17 protein-coding genes and 1 tRNA gene are annotated in these 18,585 nt (G+C 35.7%); 16 read left to right on the top strand and 2 right to left on the bottom strand.

Annotated elements, in window-relative coordinates:
* The first annotated feature begins 100 nt into the window (after window positions 1-100).
* From PHE88_04020 to PHE88_03975, 10 genes are all read left to right on the top strand, one after another.
* Window positions 101-445: a transposase gene (locus PHE88_04020; GenBank protein MDD5686984.1), complete on the top strand. Its 345-nt coding sequence runs from the start codon at window positions 101-103 to the stop codon at window positions 443-445.
* On the top strand, window positions 352-1,296 hold the full coding sequence (locus tag PHE88_04015) for an IS3 family transposase (protein MDD5686983.1): 945 nt from the start codon (window positions 352-354) through the stop codon (window positions 1,294-1,296). Before PHE88_04020 ends, PHE88_04015 begins: the two co-directional genes overlap by 94 nt.
* Before the next feature lie 290 nt (window positions 1,297-1,586).
* A complete protein-coding gene (gene pflB, locus PHE88_04010) occupies window positions 1,587-3,848 on the top strand; it encodes a formate C-acetyltransferase (GenBank protein ID MDD5686982.1) in 2,262 nt (753 codons plus the stop codon).
* Entirely contained in the window at window positions 3,815-4,555 is a 741-nt protein-coding gene (pflA, locus tag PHE88_04005) for a pyruvate formate-lyase-activating protein (GenBank protein ID MDD5686981.1), read from the top strand. The genes pflB and pflA overlap by 34 nt, the downstream gene beginning before the upstream one ends.
* 11 nt (window positions 4,556-4,566) lie before the next feature.
* Window positions 4,567-5,853, top strand: coding sequence for an ADP-ribosylglycohydrolase family protein (locus PHE88_04000; protein ID MDD5686980.1), 1,287 nt, complete (start codon window positions 4,567-4,569; stop codon window positions 5,851-5,853).
* A complete protein-coding gene (locus tag PHE88_03995) occupies window positions 5,843-6,817 on the top strand; it encodes a PfkB family carbohydrate kinase (GenBank protein MDD5686979.1) in 975 nt (324 codons plus the stop codon). The genes PHE88_04000 and PHE88_03995 overlap by 11 nt, the downstream gene beginning before the upstream one ends.
* Before the next feature lie 122 nt (window positions 6,818-6,939).
* On the top strand, window positions 6,940-7,305 hold the full coding sequence (locus tag PHE88_03990) for a response regulator (GenBank protein MDD5686978.1): 366 nt from the start codon (window positions 6,940-6,942) through the stop codon (window positions 7,303-7,305).
* Between the two features lie 210 nt (window positions 7,306-7,515).
* Window positions 7,516-7,674 carry a hypothetical protein gene (locus PHE88_03985; GenBank protein MDD5686977.1) on the top strand — a complete coding sequence of 53 codons (159 nt, stop codon included), beginning with the start codon at window positions 7,516-7,518 and terminating at the stop codon, window positions 7,672-7,674.
* Complete coding sequence (locus PHE88_03980) at window positions 7,667-8,068, top strand: response regulator (protein MDD5686976.1); 402 nt, start codon at window positions 7,667-7,669, stop codon at window positions 8,066-8,068. The genes PHE88_03985 and PHE88_03980 overlap by 8 nt, the downstream gene beginning before the upstream one ends.
* A gap of 122 nt (window positions 8,069-8,190) precedes the next feature.
* Window positions 8,191-8,274: transfer RNA gene (locus tag PHE88_03975), tRNA-Tyr, on the top strand.
* 111 nt (window positions 8,275-8,385) lie between these two features.
* Here PHE88_03975 and PHE88_03970 read toward each other — a convergent pair.
* Window positions 8,386-9,954 carry a glycoside hydrolase family 3 N-terminal domain-containing protein gene (locus PHE88_03970; GenBank protein MDD5686975.1) on the bottom strand — a complete coding sequence of 523 codons (1,569 nt, stop codon included), beginning with the start codon at window positions 9,952-9,954 and terminating at the stop codon, window positions 8,386-8,388.
* A gap of 83 nt (window positions 9,955-10,037) precedes the next feature.
* On the bottom strand, window positions 10,038-10,694 hold the full coding sequence (locus tag PHE88_03965) for a beta-phosphoglucomutase family hydrolase (protein MDD5686974.1): 657 nt from the start codon (window positions 10,692-10,694) through the stop codon (window positions 10,038-10,040).
* Window positions 10,695-10,860: 166 nt separating this feature from the next.
* Here PHE88_03965 and PHE88_03960 point away from each other — a divergent pair, with 166 nt between their 5' ends.
* The 6 genes from PHE88_03960 (at window position 10,861) to PHE88_03935 (ending at window position 18,456) form a co-directional block, all read left to right on the top strand.
* Window positions 10,861-12,273, top strand: a complete 1,413-nt coding sequence (locus PHE88_03960; GenBank protein ID MDD5686973.1) for a putative DNA binding domain-containing protein — start codon at window positions 10,861-10,863, stop codon at window positions 12,271-12,273.
* Window positions 12,274-12,341: 68 nt separating this feature from the next.
* Window positions 12,342-13,919 carry a toll/interleukin-1 receptor domain-containing protein gene (locus PHE88_03955; GenBank protein ID MDD5686972.1) on the top strand — a complete coding sequence of 526 codons (1,578 nt, stop codon included), beginning with the start codon at window positions 12,342-12,344 and terminating at the stop codon, window positions 13,917-13,919.
* Window positions 13,920-14,166: 247 nt separating this feature from the next.
* A complete protein-coding gene (gene thiM, locus PHE88_03950) occupies window positions 14,167-14,967 on the top strand; it encodes a hydroxyethylthiazole kinase (protein MDD5686971.1) in 801 nt (266 codons plus the stop codon).
* 109 nt (window positions 14,968-15,076) lie between these two features.
* Entirely contained in the window at window positions 15,077-15,688 is a 612-nt protein-coding gene (gene thiE / locus PHE88_03945; GenBank protein ID MDD5686970.1) for a thiamine phosphate synthase, read from the top strand.
* A 104-nt stretch (window positions 15,689-15,792) separates the two neighbouring features.
* Window positions 15,793-17,148, top strand: coding sequence for a hypothetical protein (locus PHE88_03940; GenBank protein ID MDD5686969.1), 1,356 nt, complete (start codon window positions 15,793-15,795; stop codon window positions 17,146-17,148).
* A gap of 3 nt (window positions 17,149-17,151) precedes the next feature.
* Complete coding sequence (locus PHE88_03935) at window positions 17,152-18,456, top strand: hypothetical protein (protein MDD5686968.1); 1,305 nt, start codon at window positions 17,152-17,154, stop codon at window positions 18,454-18,456.
* Window positions 18,457-18,585: the final 129 nt, after the last annotated feature.

Here is an 18,585-nt window from a genome sequence, read left to right as displayed (position 1 = left end):
GTGCAAATTATTGGAACTCTCATGTTTTTTAGGAGAAATTGGTGTGCCCCAGAAGAGAAGTATACCAGTAAAAGTAGTATAATATAAGGGGGGTACTGGTATGGAAGGAATGACAGTTGAAGTAAGAAAAGATGGTAAAAGGAAATGGAGTAAGGAACAGAAGATAAATATAGTAAAGGAATTTGAGTCTGGAGTAAACGTAAATGAGCTCAGCCGGAAATACAACATCCATGCAAATATGATTTATCAATGGAAGAGGAGATTTGAGAGCATGGGAAAGGAAGGATTGGGACAAGATGGCGAAGTAATATCGAAAAGTATGTATGTATCCGCCTTAAAGAAGATAGAAGAATTAGAGCGAGCTTTAGGACGCAAGACGTTAGAGACAGATATCTTAAAAAAAAGTTTAGAAATGAAGGGGCTAAAGTTACCCGAGGAGAAATAAGGGTATTAGCTGGCATATTCAATTGTTCTTTGAGAAGAGTATTAATTACATTTAATAAGACACAGCGATGGTATTACTACAAAGCCAGGGCAAGAGACAAAACACCAAAGATAAAACGGCCAGAAGTCTTAGAAATGATAAAAAAGTTAGTGCATTTAAGACCTGCGACATATGGTTATCGTAGGATACATGCGATTCTAAAGTTGATAGGACCGAGGTGCAATTCTAAGACAGTAAATCGGTATATGGCGTTGAACCTGTGGTTAAGCACGAACAGGCAAAAGCGTTTAAGGAAAGGCAGGATACATGAAGGCGTTGTATCGGTAGCTGAGTCAAATACTCGCTGGTCATCAGACATAACTGTAATAAAAGCGTGGAATGGTGATAAAGGGCGACTGGCAATAGTGATAGACTGTGCGGACAGGCAGATAATCGCATATAAATGGGCTAAAAGTATAACAGGTAATACTCTCATTGAAGTGGTAAAAGAAGCGTTAAAAAAAAGATTTGGCTGCGAGAATGTACCGGCAAAAGGTAATCTTGAGTTTTTAAGCGATAACGGTTCTGAGTTTATTGAAAAAGGATTCAGAAAATTTCTTGAAAGAGCAGGTCTTACGGTATGTAATACACCGATAAGAAGTCCCGAGAGTAATGGTATATCTGAGTCGTTTTTCAAAAGTCTAAAACGAGATTATGTGTATCAGAGTGTAATTATGAGTTTTGACAATATTACGGAAAATGTAGTAAAATGGATTGAGGATTACAATATCAGGGCGCCGCATAGTGCCTTGGGGATGATAAGGCCTTCGAAGTTTTATGAAAACTGGAAGGCTAAACCAACTAAAAAGTAGTTGGTTGCTGGTATAAAATCAGCTGGGGCAGTCCAAATAAAATATATTTTAATAATGATATTTGCTACCATACCAATGCTAATATTCTTTTCGGCGAATCACTGGCCTACTATAAGTTATTTTATATTTAGTCTTGGAACCATTATATTTATATGGGCTATAGGATTATTGTTATTTCTTTTACTTGCAAGGGAATTATGGACTGAATGTGAAGGGGCAGGGGAGTTGACTGAATTGACTTCTCTATGATTTAATAGAAATCTTGTTCAAAAAAATAAAAGGGAATTATTATGAATACTAATGCGTGGAGAGGTTTTAATAGCGGTGTCTGGCAAAAATCAATTGATGTCCGGGATTTTATTCAAAAAAATTATAAACCTTATACGGGTAATGAATCTTTTCTTTCCGAACCGACTTCAAGAACGCTAAGGTTAAACGATAAAATTCAAAAACTTATTGCAAAAGAGAAAGCCAATGGCGGTGTGCTTGGAATAGATACCCAGACAGTATCATCGTTGCTCACATACAAACCCGGATATATAGATAAAAAACACGAGATAATCGTTGGCATTCAAACATCAAAACCTCTTGTTAGAGCGGTAAACCCTTTTGGCGGTATAAGAACTGTCCGGGCTGCATGCAAAGCATACGGATATAAACTCAATAAAAAAATCGAAGAATATTTTTCATACAGGACAACCCATAACGACGGCGTCTACAGGGCGTATAGCGAAGAGATGAAAAAAGCCCGCAAGTCGGGAATAATAACAGGTCTTCCTGACGCTTACGGGAGAGGCAGATTGATAGGCGACTACAGGAGGGTTTCTCTTTACGGGGTTGATTATCTGATAAAACAGAAAGAGATAGATAAACAGAAAATAAGCGGATTAAATATGAGTGAAGAAAATATAAAATTGATAGAAGAACTTTATAGACAGATTAGTTTCCTTCACAAATTGAAAGAGATGGCAAAATTGTACGGTTTTGATATTTCCAAACCTGCTGTTAATTCAAGAGAAGCTGTTCAGTGGCTGTACTTCGCATATCTGGGTGCCATAAAAGAACAAAATGGCGCAGCTATGTCTCTCGGCAGGGTCAGTTCTTTTCTTGATATATATTTTGAAAGAGATCTTTATGAAAAAACTATTACTGAAACTGGCATACAGGAAATGCTGGATGATTTTGTAATTAAATTAAGGGTAGCAAGGCATCTGCGCACCCCGGAATATAACGAACTTTTTGCAGGTGACCCTCTCTGGATAACCGAATCAATCGGGGGCATGAGCATGTCAGGAAAGTCGCTTGTAACAAAAACATCTTTCAGGATGCTGCACACTCTTAATAATCTTGGTCCGTCTGCAGAACCTAATCTTACCGTATTGTGGTCGGACAAACTCCCCGTGAAATTTAAAAACTACTGTGCCGGGATTTCAATAGAAACTAATTCCATACAATATGAAAACGATGACTTGATGCGGTCTATTTACGGTGATGATTACGGAATTTCCTGCTGTGTTTCCGCAATGAAGATAGGAAAACAGATGCAGTTTTTCGGGGCGAGGTGCAACCTTCCTAAAGTTCTGCTTATGGCGATTAACGGCGGAAAAGATGAAGTTACTGGTGAACAGGTTGGTCCCGTGACGGATATTTTTAAAGGTTCATATCTTGATTATAAATGGGTAATGAAGCGTTACTCTTTCTATAGGGAGTGGCTATGCCGTCTTTATGTTAATACTATGAACGTAATCCATTCCATGCATGACAAATACGCGTATGAAAAAATCCAGATGGCTCTTCATGAAACAAATGTTGAAAGGTTTATGGCATTTGGTATTGCAGGCTTATCAGTTACCGTGGATTCGTTAAGCGCCATAAAATATGCAAAAGTCAAACCTATAAAAAATAAACGCGGGCTGGTAGTAGATTTTGAAATAAAAGGAAATTTCCCGAAGTTCGGCAACGATGATAATAGGGTTGATGTTATTGCAAGCCAACTCGTATCGGAATTTATGAAAAGTCTTAAAAAAACTCCTGCATACAGGAATTCAAAACATACTTTATCAATTTTGACTATCACTTCAAACATAGTATACGGCAAAATAACCGGTTCTACTCCTGACGGAAGAAAAAAAGGAGAACCCTTTGCGCCCGGAGCGAATCCCATGCATAACCGCGATATAATGGGTGCACTTGCGTCACTAAATTCAGTAGCAAAAATCCCTTATTCCTGCTGTCGCGACGGTATCTCGAACACATTCTCAATAATACCTGACATATTAGGGAAATCTTTGCGGGAGCAGATTCCCAATCTCGTGGACGTGATAAACGGCTATTTTCTGACAGACGGACATCATCTTAACGTCAATGTTTTAAACAAAGAGCAGCTGCTGGATGCAATGGCAAACCCGCACAAATATCCGAATCTTACAATAAGAGTTTCAGGTTACGCAGTAAATTTCAATAAATTAAATAAAGAACAGCAGAAAGAAGTAATAGAACGCACATTTCATAAAAGCATATGCGAGGGAAAGTTCACTCAATTGAAACATTAGGAACGCTTGACGGTCCCGGCTTGAGAGTTATACTTTTCATGCAGGGTTGTAATATGCGTTGCGGGTACTGTCATAATCCGGATACCTGGGACTTGCTATCGGGAACGCTCTCTGAAAGCAGTGAAATAGCCGGTAAGTTGCTTCAATATAAGCAGTATTTTGGAAAGAAAGGCGGAGTGACTTTTTCGGGAGGAGAACCTTTAGTCCAACCCGATTTTTTGCTTGAAATACTGAAGATTTTAAAAGAGAAGAATGTAAATATTGCAATTGATACAAATGGTTTTTATCTCAATGATGCAGTAAAAAAATGTCTGCTTTATACCGATCTTGTAATACTTGATATAAAACACTGGAATGAAACGAAGCACAAAAAGCTTACAGGTAAATCCCTTAATAATACTATAGCATTTCTAAAATATCTTTGTAAAAATAATATTCCGGTCTGGATAAGAAATGTTGTTATCCCGTCTGCCAACGACAGTGATTCTGATATAATAAAACTGGCAAGGTTGATTAAACAAACCGTAAAAGACAGCAAAATAGTAAAAAAGATTGAACTTCTCGGGTATCATACAATGGGTATTGGAAAATGGGGAAAATTAAAAATGAAATACCCGCTCAAAAACATTCCTGAAATGAACATTGATAAACTAAAAAGATTGAAATCCATTTTTGACAAAGAATATAATGAACCGTTAAAAAAATAAAAAGAGGATTTATGAAAGAGAAATATTTGTATATTGAGAATTCAGATTTGAAGTATGAGCAGGAGCAGGTGGAAGATGAAGGGAAAGATATTTCTTCTGTTATTTCTGAGTTTGAGGAGTTATCTAAACTCAATTTGGATGAAGATTTAAGTTTACAGACGAGAGCTCAACGATTATTGGACAAGACAGTAAATCTGCCAACCAAACCGGGTTATAAATTTTTGGAACCGTCTGACTTGGAAGGAATTAAAAAAGAAAGACCGGATGGTCCCCGAAAAATAGCTCTCAAAGTTAATGACAAAATATTATTTGATAAAGTGTTAGGGGCATGGTTGGGGCGTTGCAGCGGGTGTCTTTTGGGGAAGCCGGTAGAACATTGGCTTTCTCCCCAAATGTGGAAACATTTAAAAGACCTCAACAGGTATCCCTTAACGGATTATTTTCCTTCGGATAAACCGATAGACCATATGCCGGAAGATGATGATTTAAATTATACGGTAACCGGTATATGTATAATAAAAGAATTCGGAAAAGATTTTACACCTGAAAACGTAGCAAGATTTTGGATGACGAACATGCCTATTTTACATACATATTCAGCAGAACGGGTTACATATAAAAATTTAGTAAATCTTATCCAGCCACCGCAATCAGCTATATTTCGCAATCCATACCGTGAATGGATAGGTGCACAAATCCGTGCAGATTTTTTTGGTTATTATGCTTTAGGGAACCCGGAGTTAGCAGCTGAATATGCATGGCGTGATGCAAGTATAAGCCATATAAAGAATGGGATATACGGCGAGATGTGGGTAGCGGCCATGTTAGCGGCATCTGCAGTTGAAAGTGATATAAAGAAAATAATAAAGATTGGGTTGAGTGAGATACCTGCAAAGTCCCGTTTAAGTGAAGGTATTTCTGATGTTATGAAATGGCATGAAGAAGGTATTGATTTTGAAGAAGCTATTTCCCGTATTCATAAACGCTGGGATGAAAACAACCCGCATCACTGGTGTCATACAATCAGTAACGCTCAGGTAGTAGTGCTTGGTTTGTTGTGGGGCGAAGGCGACTTTGAAAAATCAATTTGCCGTGCTGTACAGGCATGTTTTGATACAGACTGTAACGGGGCGACAGTTGGTTCTATTGTTGGTATGATATTAGGGGCGAAGAAGTTACCAAAAAAGTGGATAGAGCCGTTAAACGATACACTTGAAACAGGAATATCCGGGTATAATAGTGTGAAAATTTCCAAAATAGCCAAAGAAGGTTTCCAATTATACAAAAATGAGTTCTAAAAATCGAAATAAATTACAGGTTATGGTTTTGGGTGGGTTAAATACTGACATAATCGGTCTTGGCATCAAGGAACTTTTAAAACCAGGGGAATTAACACTTGGAGGTAATTTCGTAGTAGGTCCGGGAGGCAAATCAAGAAATATTGCCCAGATGGTTGCCGCCTTGCTCGGGAAAAATAAAGTTGCTATGGTAGGTAAAACCTCAAAAGATCCTTTCAATTTATGGCGGTTACCGGTAGATGCTCTTATAAAAGCTGGTGTAAATACCGAATTTATAAAAATATTAAAATTTGATGAGACCCGAAAATATCCCGGGATAGCGTTGATTCCTGTAAATACTAAAGGACAGAATCAGATTTATGTTTTACCCGGGATAAACGATGATTTTCTCGCAAAAGATATTGATGATGCTGAATTACTTTTTACTTCCGTAAAGAAAAATAACGGTATATTAACCATGTCTCTTGAATTGCCGCTAAAAACAGCAATATATGCAATTAAGAAAGCAAAACATTTCGGCATAAGGGTGATTCTTGATACCGGAGGAATAAGTAAAGACGAAAATTATACAGAATTACTGGCACAAGAGATTTTCATGATTAAGCCGAACGAATATGAAACCAAGATTTTAACCGGAGTTGAAGTCAAAGATTTCAGGACAGCGGGGAAAGCCGCTGATTGTTTTAATAAGAAAGGCATAAATAATATACTTATTACACATGGTAAAAATGGTGCTTATCTGTTTTGCGGGAATATTAAGCAACATATACCTGTTCCCAATGTAAAAAAAGCAAAATTATGTGACGAGACCGGATGTGGTGACCAGGTAACTGCAGCTCTGTGTGCAGGGATATCGCATGGCAAAGATATTTTAGAAGCAAGTAGAGATGCTATATTAGCAGGGACGCTGCAGTTTCATAAAGTAGGTATAAAACCTATTACATTTTTGCCTAAATACAGGTGAAAAATTTAAGACAACATTATCACTATATTGGACAAAAGAAAGTACTTGACAAAAAACTGTCCTTGCGTTATACTATTATTAGAAGTGTAAAAGTAATAAATATTGTCGCATAGATAAAATTTATGAAGAAAGTGTTTATAGTAGATGATGACAGGTGTTTAGCTGAAATAATCAAGGAAGTACTTGAAGAAACCGGTTATGAAGTTAAAATAGCACTATCAGGCGATAGTGCTATTAAATTATTAGAAACTGCAAGACCTGACTTAGTAATATTGGACATGAGATTGACCGATATTGAAGGAATGGTAATGTTAGATTTAATAAGTGAAAAGTATAGTGAAATCCACGTAATTGTTTACACAGCGTATGAAGAATATAAAAAACAACAGCCTTCCTTAAATAATAGAAAATTCTGCAATTTGTTAATGAAACCGCTTCCTCTTGAAACAATTATGTCAGAAGTAAAATGTGCAATCGGCGAACCATAGAAGTTGAATATACACCTGATATCACCTCGCATACAACCATTGACAATCAACCATAAAAAATTATAATAAAAAAAGCAAAACAGCATTTTTGGTTTAAGTGCATTCAAATTCTATCTTGCAGTTAGATATAGTTGACTTTTTACCCGCGTATGCAAAATGCCCCCGACGAAGACGGGGGATGAATGCATAAAGGGTATCCGCCAACGCTTTGTGGCGGATGCTTCGGCGGATTTAGCCGAAGATGCCTGCCCGCCAAAGTATCATTGGTGGGGAGCAGGTGTCACCGACTTTAGTCGGTGGGGCTCCACAGCATTCGACAGAAGCGTTCGTTGTGTTAAAAAAAATAAGGAAGGTAAAATAAATGAATAAATATAAGATTTTAGTAATAGAAGATGATTTGTCTATAAGCAAAATGTTAAAAATAAATCTGGAGAAATCCGGTTATGAAGTCTTTGTTTCATCCGATGGTAATGAAGGTGTCGAAATAGCTAAACAGAAAAAACCGGATTTAATCATTTTAGATATAATGTTACCTGATAAAAATGGATTCGTGGTGCTTGAGGAAATTAAAAACAACCAGGATATAGCATATACTCCTGTTATTGTCATGTCAGGTCTTTCAATTTCCGAGATAAAAAAACAGATTCCTTCATATAGTGAAAAAGCAGAGGGTAGCAGAACATTGTTTTTTGTTAAAAAGCCGTTTGAAATAGAAGAACTATTAGAAGAAATTAAAGATCTTTATGATAAAAAAATAGAATAAAAATATTTTTTTATTATACTTATCAAAACAACTTGGTATAAATGCTTGACAGATAAATTAGAATTTACTAAAATGAACAAATTGCAGTAACTAATTACTAACTACTAGTTTCTGCCTTTATTGGGTAGGTGGCCGAGTGGCTAATGGCACCAGACTGTAAATCTGGCGGGCTGCGCCCTGCGAAGGTTCGAATCCTTCCCTGCCCAATGTTATTCGCAGATTACGCAAAAAAAACACAGATTACGCAGAAAAAATTTAATCTCTGTGTAATCTGCGAAATTTCTGTTGTTTCTGCGGAGTGCCGAGCGTAGCGAGGCTTAGATTTTCTTTAATTTTACCGGAACCGGTAACTTGCCATGTGGTTTGATTTGTCCCCGGAGTACTTTCATTGCAGATTCAAAACAATTCTCACCTTCGTAAGCAAAAATTAGTCTTTTCACAGCAGGTAGTTCTCTTGCTGCATAAGCGTTGCCGAATAAAACAATTGCTGAAATCTTGGGTGAAATTCCGCTAACTAAAGCTATTAACCGCTGAGTTAAATCTGAAGAGCCAAGGTATCCTTCGGTTCTTGAAAATGGTATGACAACCAAACTATCATATTTCATGGTTTCAGAAAGAGTAGCTTCAATCTGAACTTGGCTGGGGAATTCATTAACTTTACGGATGTCAGAATTTGGGAATGATTCTTTAATTAATTGTTCAAATTCCTTAGTACCGCTGTCCTCTGTGTATGATTTTTGTGTTTGCGGGTCTTTAAACGAATTTCCTACCTGAAGAATAAACAAATGTTTTTTATTTACAGGTATTGCTGCTGAGTTCACTCCATTAAGAACTGCGGTAATAGATGCTTCACTCATATTTATAGCAGTTTTTCTATCTTTATCTGTTATTATTTTCTGCGAAGGTTGTTTCATTGTTTTTGTCTGCGCCTCAATCACTCTTCTGACAGCATTGTCAATTTGTTTTATTGAGATAGCACCGTTTCTGTAAGCTTTTAACATCCATCCATATGCTGTTTTCATGGGGATTCTGTAACTTGTCATAACCATATCATTTCCGGCAGCCATTGCAAGTTCATGGCATTTTTCCAGAGAGAAAAGATTTGTAAGACCTACCATAGCAAAGGAGTCGGTCATAACAAGACCGTCAAATCCCACGTCGCGCAGAAGTTTTATGAGTTTGGGCGAAATTGATGCAGGATATTTTTTATCTATTTTTTCTACCATTATGTGTCCTACCATAACACCCGACAGATTAGCTTCTTTTATGGTTTTAATATATGGATAAAGTTCTCTTTTTATCAGCGAGTTTCTATTTCCGTTTAGATATACCATTCCTATATGTGAATCAACTGCCGATTCGCCGAATCCGGGAAAATGTTTGCCTGTTACAATCATTCCGTTATCCTGATAACCTTTTATTGCGGCAATTGCCATTTTAGCTACCAGTTCCTTATTCCCGCCGAATGACCTTGGTCCCACGCAGTTAGAAAGAGGATTCATTGCGATATCAAGTATTGGTCCGAATACGACATTTAACCCGTCGGCTTTTGCCTGTATAGCCGTCAATCTGCCGAATTCATATGCGTACTCTTCAAGATTCGTTGCACCTACAGCCATTTGGCAAGGTAGCTGAAGCGAGTTATTACCCCTATATCCGTTTTCCATATTATCACATACCAGTATAGGATAGTCAGCATAAGCGAGGAATTCTGATACAATTTTTTTATTTGACGGCAGATGAATCCCGCCCAGGCTCCTGTTTTTTATCAGATTAAATACAAATTTTTTATCAGCAGGATTATATATGCAGTTTGATCTAGCAAGCAGCATCTGTCCGATTTTCTGTTCAACACTGAGCTCATTAATATTTAACGGTTTAACCATCGTCACCCTCCGTGCTATGAATTTGTAATAGTTTTTTGTAGTTGCACGCCCTTGGCGTGCCATATGATAATTTACTACACGCACTAAAACAATTTTTCCAGCGTTTTTATACTTACTTCTCTCAAATCCTTTACAACAATATCCGCTTTTTTCAACCTTTCAGGTTTATTCTGCCTGTCAATCCCGACACATTTCATTTTTGCCCTTTTTGCCGCTTCTACTCCAAGTATTGCATCCTCAAAAACCACGCAATTTTTAGGCGGGATACCAATTTGTCTGGCAGCTGTTATGAATATCTGCGGGTTTGGTTTACCTTTTGTAATATCATTTCCTGTTAAGCATACTTCAAATAAATTGATTAATTTTGTCTGTCTAAGAATGTCCTTGCAATTTTTACTTGAAGATACTACGGCAAGTTTAATATTGTTTTTTTTAAGTTGCTTTATTAATCTTACAGTGGACTTAAAAACCGGGATTTTAACTTTGGAAAGAAAATTAAGAAAATAAACCTGTTTTTTCTCATTTGCTTCCAATATCTGTTTTTCAGGAAGACCTTTTAATATCGCTCTCGTACCGTCTAATCTGGGAATACCGTCTACTTTATTAAGGTAGTCCGTGAATGTAAATTTTTTACCGTATTCGCCAAACATTTTTTTCCACGCCTTAAAATGTACAGGAACAGTATTGACAATAACACCGTCCAAATCAAAAATCGCACATTTAAATTTTTTATTTTCCATTATTTTACCATCCTTTATGAATTTAATTATACAAATATGTTTGGCGAGTGTCAATAACATCCCATCGTGTTAAGAACTATTGAAAATAAATAATATTTGATTATAATACAATTATTAAGTATTACTTCCTTAAAATTGCCAGTAAAGTTTTTAGCACAGAGTCAATATGAAAAATCCTCTTCAATTAATGGGTAAATCAGAATCAACAACAATAGAATGGAAACCATCATTGTCTCAAATAAATGAAATAATAGAAACAACTTCTGCTTTTGCAAATACGGAAGGCGGCAAGATATTTATCGGAGTTTCAAATATAGGTAAAATCATTGGTATTCAAATCGGTAAGGATACCATAGAAAATCTTACTAACCAGATTTCCCAGCATACTGATCCCAAAATCCATCCTAAAATTATAACAAAGAGAATACAAAAAAAAGAGATAATTGTAGTTGAGGTAAAAGAATCAGCTGACCATCTGGTGTTGGCTTATGGTAAACCTTTTATCCGTGTCGGTAAATCTACTCTAAAAATGAGTAAAGATGAATACGAAAGTAAGATTATTGATAAATACAAGGACCAAATTCGTTTTGATAGCCAGATTTGTAAAGGTGCTTTGCTAAAAGATGTAGATCGTGATTTACTCAAAGAATTCATTCTTAAGGGGAAGTCTGAGCGAGGATTGGATTTAAGTGAAAAATTACCCGTTCAAGAGGCATTAATGAGGATGAAGCTTCTTAAAAACAAGAAACCAACCAATGCGGCTATTCTATTGTTTGGTGTTCCGCAGGATTTTTATCCTCAATGTGAGTTGAAATGTATTCGATTTAAAGGACTTGATGTGACCGAAGATATGATAGATTTAAAACCGATTACTGGTAGTGTCATTCATCAGTTGCAAGATGCTGAAAAGTTTATCTTCAATAATATTGCTTTATCAGCATGGATTGAATCCGGAAAGTTGGAAAGGCAGGAGAAGTGGGAGTATCCACCAAAAGCCATCCGTGAGGTATTGGCCAATGCTATCGCTCATCGGGACTATTGGTCAACGGGTAAAGTCCAGGTGAGGATTTTTGATGATCGGATAGAATTCTGGAATCCCGGGAGATTACCAAAAGGGTGGACAGCAGAGACATTGACGACGAAACATGACTCTTTGCCGCCGAATCCTCTGATTGCCAAACAGTTCTTTTGGATCAAATACGTTGAAGAGGTTGGCTCAGGTACTAATAAAATAGTTAAGTGGTGTCATGAGTGGGGATTACCGGATCCAGTTTTCGAATATACGGGAACAAGTATCGTGGTGACTATTAAAAAATCATCGTTACAAATGGAAAAAGAAAGTCAGAAAACTACCCAGAAAACTACCCAGAAAACTACCCAGAAAATATTAGATCTGATAAAAGTAAATCCTGAAATTACTAGAAAAGAATTGTCGGAAAAGATAGGGAATATTACAGAAGATGGCATTAAATATCATTTAACCCAGTTGATTAAACATAAAAAACTTAAACGCATTGGTCCCGATAAAGGCGGTCATTGGCTTGTCCTCCATAGTGATAACGAAGAGGGGAAGTTGTAGAGAAATAAAAAAGAAATTATGAGTAAAAATAATTATCAGAATTGGAGTAATGTTCTTGAATTAAAAAGATGAAAAATGAAAATGCAATAAAATATATAGAGAATCTTATTAAAGGGTTGGTTCCGACTGCAAATGTAAACCATTACGAGACACCTGTCCCTGATACTGATTATGATTTTAGAATCGAGATTAACAGTAATGCAATAATAATCAAATTTACACAAGAGATGGTTGAGGATTTTGAAAATTTAATAAATAAACCAACAGATAAAAACCAGTATAATGATTTAAAATCAAGAATTGATTTTAAGATATATTTTGAATTGGGCAAAGAAGGTGTCATTCGTCCTGATTTCAAAGTATCACAGAAACTTTTAGAAGAAAAGAGAGAATGGGTAAAAGATTATAGGGTAAATGTTGAGTTTAATGAAACCATAAACAACATAATTTATAATGGCCTTTTGAAATTGGAATCTTTCTTAAATAATATCATAAATACCTACAAAACAAGTAATAAGGGTATAAAAAATGAGAAAAATTATATAAGTAACTTAATTGCATACTTCAAAAAAAATAAAAGTTTTAGTGATAATGGTGTTGGTGATGAAAGCCTCGGTTTTCTTAAAGCAGCGGTAATTGCTGAAATAATAGAAAAAGAAAAAATTAGAAAAGATACTACCATACAAAGAATTAAGGATGATATAAATAAAGAGATATATAATATTGTTTCTATGCTGCGTGGAATCCATTTTGTTGATATAAAATTACCTGAATGCATAAAAGATTACGCAATGAATCATGAAAACATCAAAAACGATAGTTCATTTACAGATATTCAAAAAAAAGATACATCTGTTAATAAAAAAGAAAACAGTCATAACGCATTAAATAATAAATTAGCAATAGGAATAGAGGATAAACTCCGGGCTACCACAAAATACAAAAGAAGAAAAAAAAGTGTTAAAATAAAAAGTTGCTGTGTTTTTATTAGTTATTCAACAATCAATAAGGGAATCGCAGGTAATATAAAAAGTGAGCTTGAGCAATATGGTATTGTCTCTTTTCTTGCACACCATGATATAACACCTTCGTCGATTTGGAAAAACAAGATTATTTATGAATTAAGGCATTGTAAATTTTTCATACCTATAATAACAAGTGATTTTAGAGGATCCAAGTGGACAGATCAGGAGTCTGGAATTGCTTTTATTTATAAAAAAGAAATACTGCCAGTAAAGGTTCAGGATATTGATCCTTACGGTTTTTTGGATATTTTTCAAGCAATACCTTTAAAGGGTAACGATTATGCAGAATTATGCAGGGGAATAGCTTATCAGGTTTTTACAAAATCTAAGGATAAAATTACTAAAATAAACATAAAGAAAAGAGTGATAAATATTTTCAGAAATAGTGGTTCCTATAGAGGTGTTGAAGAAAACGTTAGAGAACTATCAAAATATGGGAATTTTACAAAGAGCCAGATAAATGAAATTTTCAAAGCCATACTTTCTAATAATCAAATTCTTCCGGCAGCAGATGTGATAGAACCAATTAAAGCTCTAGTCAAAAAATACAAGAGAAATATAGATAAACATAATTTAAAAAAATTGGATGACTATATGGAAAAAAACAAAAAGGATGAATGAGAATCGGGGGACACAATACTAATTGTCTTAATAGAGATATTTAAAAAAATGGGTAGTTTGCATTTTTCTGATTTGAAAACTTGAAGGAACAACAAAATGAAGACTTTTGTTTTTACCATAGGAACATTGTGTCTTATTAGTTGGTTGATAGAAATTATCGTCCCTTAGGTAGTGAGGGATACGGTTAAAAAAGTTACTTAAAACATTGTTGTAGTCATTTTATTTTATTGGAAAAGGGAGGTAGAAAATGCCAGAAATTGAAATTTATAGTTTGCTTGAAAAAGTCAGGGCACAGAAGCCGGTTGTTCATCATCTTACTAACTGGGTTACCATCTATGATTGTGCAAATGTTGTGAAAGTTTTTGGCGCTTCTCCGGTAATGGCGCACGCTAAGGAAGAAGTTGCCGATATGGCGAAAATTGCTTCTTCTTTGGTACTCAATATCGGAACGCTTACCGTTGATTTTATTGACTCAATGAAAATTGCAGCAAAAAGTGCAAATGAAAAAGGCATTCCGGTTGTTCTTGATGTCTGCGGGGCAGGAGCAACTAAACTGCGTGACCAGAAATCTTTTGAGTTATTAGACGAAGTTAAAATTAACATTATTAAAGGTAACTCATCTGAAGTTGCAAGAATTGCCGGTGAGAATGTTCAAACAAAGGGTGTAGATGCAACCGAAGTAGGTAAAAATCTCGTTGAACTTGCAAAACACCTCGCTAAAAAAAGAAATTGCACAGTTGTTATAACCGGGAAAGAGGATATTGTTACTGATGGCAAAATAACATATATTGTGAAGAACGGGCATCAGATGATGGCGAACATCGTAGGTACAGGATGTATGGCCACATCTGTTATCGGCGCTTTTGCCGCAGTAGAAAAGGATTTAGCATTAGCGTCAGTTGCAGGTCTTTGCTGTTTTGAAATAGCGGCAGAACTTGCAGTTAAATCGTCAAAAGGTCCGGGTTCATTTAAAGAAGCTCTTTTCGATGCAATATTCAATTTAGATAAAAAAACTGTTGAAAAGATGAGCAAAATCACAAGAAAATAGTTTTAGAGTTATAGAGTTTGTAGAGTTATAGAGTTAAAAACCCTAAACCCTAAAACCCTAAAACTCTATAACCCCATAACCCTATAACCCAACGATTCAATATATTTCTATGGAAAATATTTATGCCGGTTATTATTTTATAACGGATACTGAATTAAGCAAAGCTGGTAATATCAGTGATGTTAAATCTGCTGTTTCAGCAGGAGTAAAGGTTGTTCAGTATCGTAATAAATCAGGTTCTACCAAAGAAATGTATGAAGAAGCGTTGGTATTAAAAAGATTATGTAGAGACATTATCTTTTTAATAAATGACCGGCTTGATATCGCAGTTGCTGTTAATGCCAACGGTGTTCATATCGGGCAGGATGACATGTCTTATCCGGTTGCCAGAAGGATACTTGGTAAAAATAAAATAATAGGTGTTACTGTTCATAATATTGAAGAAGCAAAAGTAGCAGAAAAGATGGGTGCGGATTACCTCGGAGTTTCTCCGATTTTTGCGACAAATACTAAATCTGATGCAGGAAATCCCAAAGGGATTACTCTAATAAAAGATATAAAAAAAGTTGTTTCAATTCCAATAGTTGCAATTGGCGGGATAAACCTTTCTAATGCCGGTGAAGTTGTTAAAGCAGGTGCCGACGGATTATGTGCAATTTCTTCCGTAGTTGCAAAAAACGATGTAAAATCCGAGATAAAAAAATTCCAAAAATTGTTTTAGTATATAGGAATTTCAATGTTTAGCAGAGCTAACGCTCTGCGGCTACAATGTCAACTGGTTTGTAGCTGCAAAGCGAAGCTTTGCTTAACTTGAAAATAAGATTTATGCTTAATCAAATAGAATATTATAAAAACAATGCAGTTAGAAACCGTATATTTGAATTTATTAATAATGCCGAATATATTGTAGGTTATGGCGAGTCCGAGGTCAGCAAGAAAAATCCAAAAGGACATTATTCCGCACCGCCTTCACATTTATATGCGATGATGGACCGTGGTCTGGATATATTCAGTTCGATGTTGGGACACGACGGGACATTAATATCGCTTGATATAGAATATTATAATTCAAAATCACCTGGTGAAGTTTATTTAAATGCCGACAATGTTTTCAGGAACAAAATTGAACCGGTTCGTGAAATTGTCAAAAGCGTATATAAAGATTTTGGAATACGGTATCTTGAAGTCATTACCGGGCAAGGTTATCATTATCATTCATTGTGGCAATTGAGAAACGAGCATTGGCAATTGGAAAAAATCGGCAAACTTGAACAGTCACTGGAATATCAATATCTGAATAGGGAAAAAATCAGAGGTCAGCTTAATGTCCCGCTTTATATAGGGCTTGGGTATTCCGGTGCTTTCCGTCTTTTGCAATTTGCTACATTAGAAATAATGCGGAGAGTTTATGCTTTACAAGAAAAAGATAAGAATATTATCTCGCTGCAATACTGTGATATTGAGATGTCGCCGCCTGAAGGGGTGTCGCTTGATTTAACAATCTATTCTGATTCTATATACATGCGTGCAATAAGGGTCCCGTTTAGTACTCATCAGAAACATAAAGTAAAGAAAGAAGAGATAGGAGAGCATATAAGTTCAAAGGTTCCCGTACAAATTGCTTTACCAACAGGCGATTTGAGTCTTATTGATATTTTAAAAATGAGGCGGAATTTTAAAATGGCTTCAGAATATGCAAATGATTCCAAATCAAGCTGTATTGTCCCGGATGCTTCTAATGGCTGGTTGAATGTTCTGGCAAAATACAAGTCATCGGAATTATACGAATTCCATAAAAAATTTGATAGCGTGGAATATGAGCAAGGAATTGACGACCTTAATTTCAATGAATTTCCACCGTGTATCACACATGGTATTTCAAATCCGGACCCTCACCTGAAAAAACCGACTAATATAAGGACAGTTATTGCAATTTTAAGGAAAAAAGGGTATGATTATAAGCATATTGCCGGCTTTTTTTATAAAAAATACAAAAACCTACCGGAATTTTCAATAAATAAGTATAATGCTGAAACCCGCGCTAATTTCTTTGTACAGCTCTATGGGGCAGCTATATATCTTGGTCTGGACAGGTTGCCGGATTTAAATTGTATATCATATCAGGAAAAAAAATATTGTATCCAGCAGTGGTGCGGTCATAATTTAGAGTTATGGAGGTAGTAGATGGAACCTAAAAACATGGAATTTATTAAGAAGTATTACAGTGATTCTAAAATTAAGGGACTGATATTGAATCAGGCAAAAAATTATGATTATTGTATTGGTTCCGGACAAGTTTTAGTTGAACGGGGTTGGACATTTCCCGTAAAAGAGATTGAAATTTCTAAAATAGAAGAATTAATGAATGATTCTTTGGATTTATTTTTTCCTATAAGATGTAAAGATGATAAATATCTTTATGTCATATGGGATGTTGAGTATTTTAACACTGAAAATCCGGCTTATATCTTTGATAAGGGAAACCAAAGGAAAGTATTCAAGCTGATGGAATCATCATTGAATAATGTCGAGCAGATTTTAGATTCGTTTGGAATAAAATACCTGATAGATGTGACAATGTCAGGAATCCACGTATGGTCAAAAATTTCAATTGAATCAGAGGCATTTGAAAAATTAGCAAAAGAAGGGATGGTGCTTCCGTCACTCGCACAGAAATATTCACAAGTTGTTCCAAGTGACAGGAAACGGGTCAAACCGGTATCTGCTGAACTTGGAAAAGCTTACAACGCTCTTGGAAAAGTTTTGGAATATTTTACACATAATATAATAAAGAAAAATAAAAAAGGAATACCGGTAACTATTTCTGATGCTCCATCATCAAGTAAGCTTTATCCATCCGCCGGTATCTCATCCGATTTAACACAGTATGCGCACCCTATATATATGAGATGTATAAGGGCTTTATGCTCAATACACCAGAAATCGCTTATGAACGGACACAGCCAGCTTGGACCTGCAATAGATATAGTCAAATTAAAAAATATGTCATATTCGGATGCCCTGGATATAATGTGGGATGTTGATAAGGCAATCGGATTTTACAAAAAGAATTTTAATAAGAAAAAATTAGAAGTTCCGGAATCTTCTTCCGGATGGCTTGAGGCTGTTGATTCTTATTTAAAAAGTGATTTGAGAAAACAACATAAAAAATGGGAGAAAGCAAAAATATCAGCAGAAATACCGGATTATAATCAACCTGATATAAAGAATATTTTTGATTCTGCTAACCCTGCATTGTTGAATCCTGCAAATCTGCAAAAGATAGCAAATTATTTCAACAAGAACGGCGGTCTTAAAGCGACTAAAAAAATATTTTCTGTCATTGCAAATAATTATTATAAAAATAATTCACTAAATTGGTATGACCCTGTTCATTTTACAGGTATTAACTGGGAAAAATACGATGCCGAAACAGTCGCTGATTTTTGGGGAAGGGCATACTGGTCCCTAAACACCGCAGACCTTTAGTATCTGTTGTCCATAGAATTTCTTTGGAAACAAAACAACCATTTTGCCATTCGTATGTACAGTCTGTGTCATAACTCATTCGTTTTTAAGGTTCTAAGTAGTTGCACGCCCTTGGCGTGCTTTACTATG

Source organism: Elusimicrobiota bacterium (assembly GCA_028718185.1).
In the GTDB taxonomy this organism is placed as follows: domain Bacteria; phylum Elusimicrobiota; class UBA8919; order UBA8919; family UBA8919; genus JAQUMH01.
Note: the sequence above shows the minus strand (reverse complement) of the source record. Positions and strands in the feature narration are given on the sequence as shown.

Excerpts from the sequence above, each read along its gene's own strand:
- PHE88_03955 (MDD5686972.1), top strand. The coding sequence starts at position 12,342 with ATGAAAAATGAAAATGCAATAAAATATATAGAGAATCTTATTAAAGGG.
- PHE88_03990 (MDD5686978.1), top strand. The coding sequence starts at position 6,940 with ATGAAGAAAGTGTTTATAGTAGATGATGACAGGTGTTTAGCTGAAATA.
- PHE88_04000 (MDD5686980.1), top strand. The coding sequence starts at position 4,567 with ATGAAAGAGAAATATTTGTATATTGAGAATTCAGATTTGAAGTATGAG.
- pflA (MDD5686981.1), top strand. The coding sequence starts at position 3,815 with ATGCGAGGGAAAGTTCACTCAATTGAAACATTAGGAACGCTTGACGGT.
- PHE88_03935 (MDD5686968.1), top strand. The coding sequence starts at position 17,152 with ATGGAACCTAAAAACATGGAATTTATTAAGAAGTATTACAGTGATTCT.
- PHE88_03960 (MDD5686973.1), top strand. The coding sequence starts at position 10,861 with ATGAAAAATCCTCTTCAATTAATGGGTAAATCAGAATCAACAACAATA.
- PHE88_03970 (MDD5686975.1), bottom strand. The coding sequence starts at position 9,954 with ATGGTTAAACCGTTAAATATTAATGAGCTCAGTGTTGAACAGAAAATC.
- PHE88_03995 (MDD5686979.1), top strand. The coding sequence starts at position 5,843 with ATGAGTTCTAAAAATCGAAATAAATTACAGGTTATGGTTTTGGGTGGG.
- PHE88_03980 (MDD5686976.1), top strand. The coding sequence starts at position 7,667 with ATGAATAAATATAAGATTTTAGTAATAGAAGATGATTTGTCTATAAGC.
- PHE88_03965 (MDD5686974.1), bottom strand. The coding sequence starts at position 10,694 with ATGGAAAATAAAAAATTTAAATGTGCGATTTTTGATTTGGACGGTGTT.
- pflB (MDD5686982.1), top strand. The coding sequence starts at position 1,587 with ATGAATACTAATGCGTGGAGAGGTTTTAATAGCGGTGTCTGGCAAAAA.
- PHE88_04020 (MDD5686984.1), top strand. The coding sequence starts at position 101 with ATGGAAGGAATGACAGTTGAAGTAAGAAAAGATGGTAAAAGGAAATGG.
- PHE88_03940 (MDD5686969.1), top strand. The coding sequence starts at position 15,793 with ATGCTTAATCAAATAGAATATTATAAAAACAATGCAGTTAGAAACCGT.
- thiM (MDD5686971.1), top strand. The coding sequence starts at position 14,167 with ATGCCAGAAATTGAAATTTATAGTTTGCTTGAAAAAGTCAGGGCACAG.
- thiE (MDD5686970.1), top strand. The coding sequence starts at position 15,077 with ATGGAAAATATTTATGCCGGTTATTATTTTATAACGGATACTGAATTA.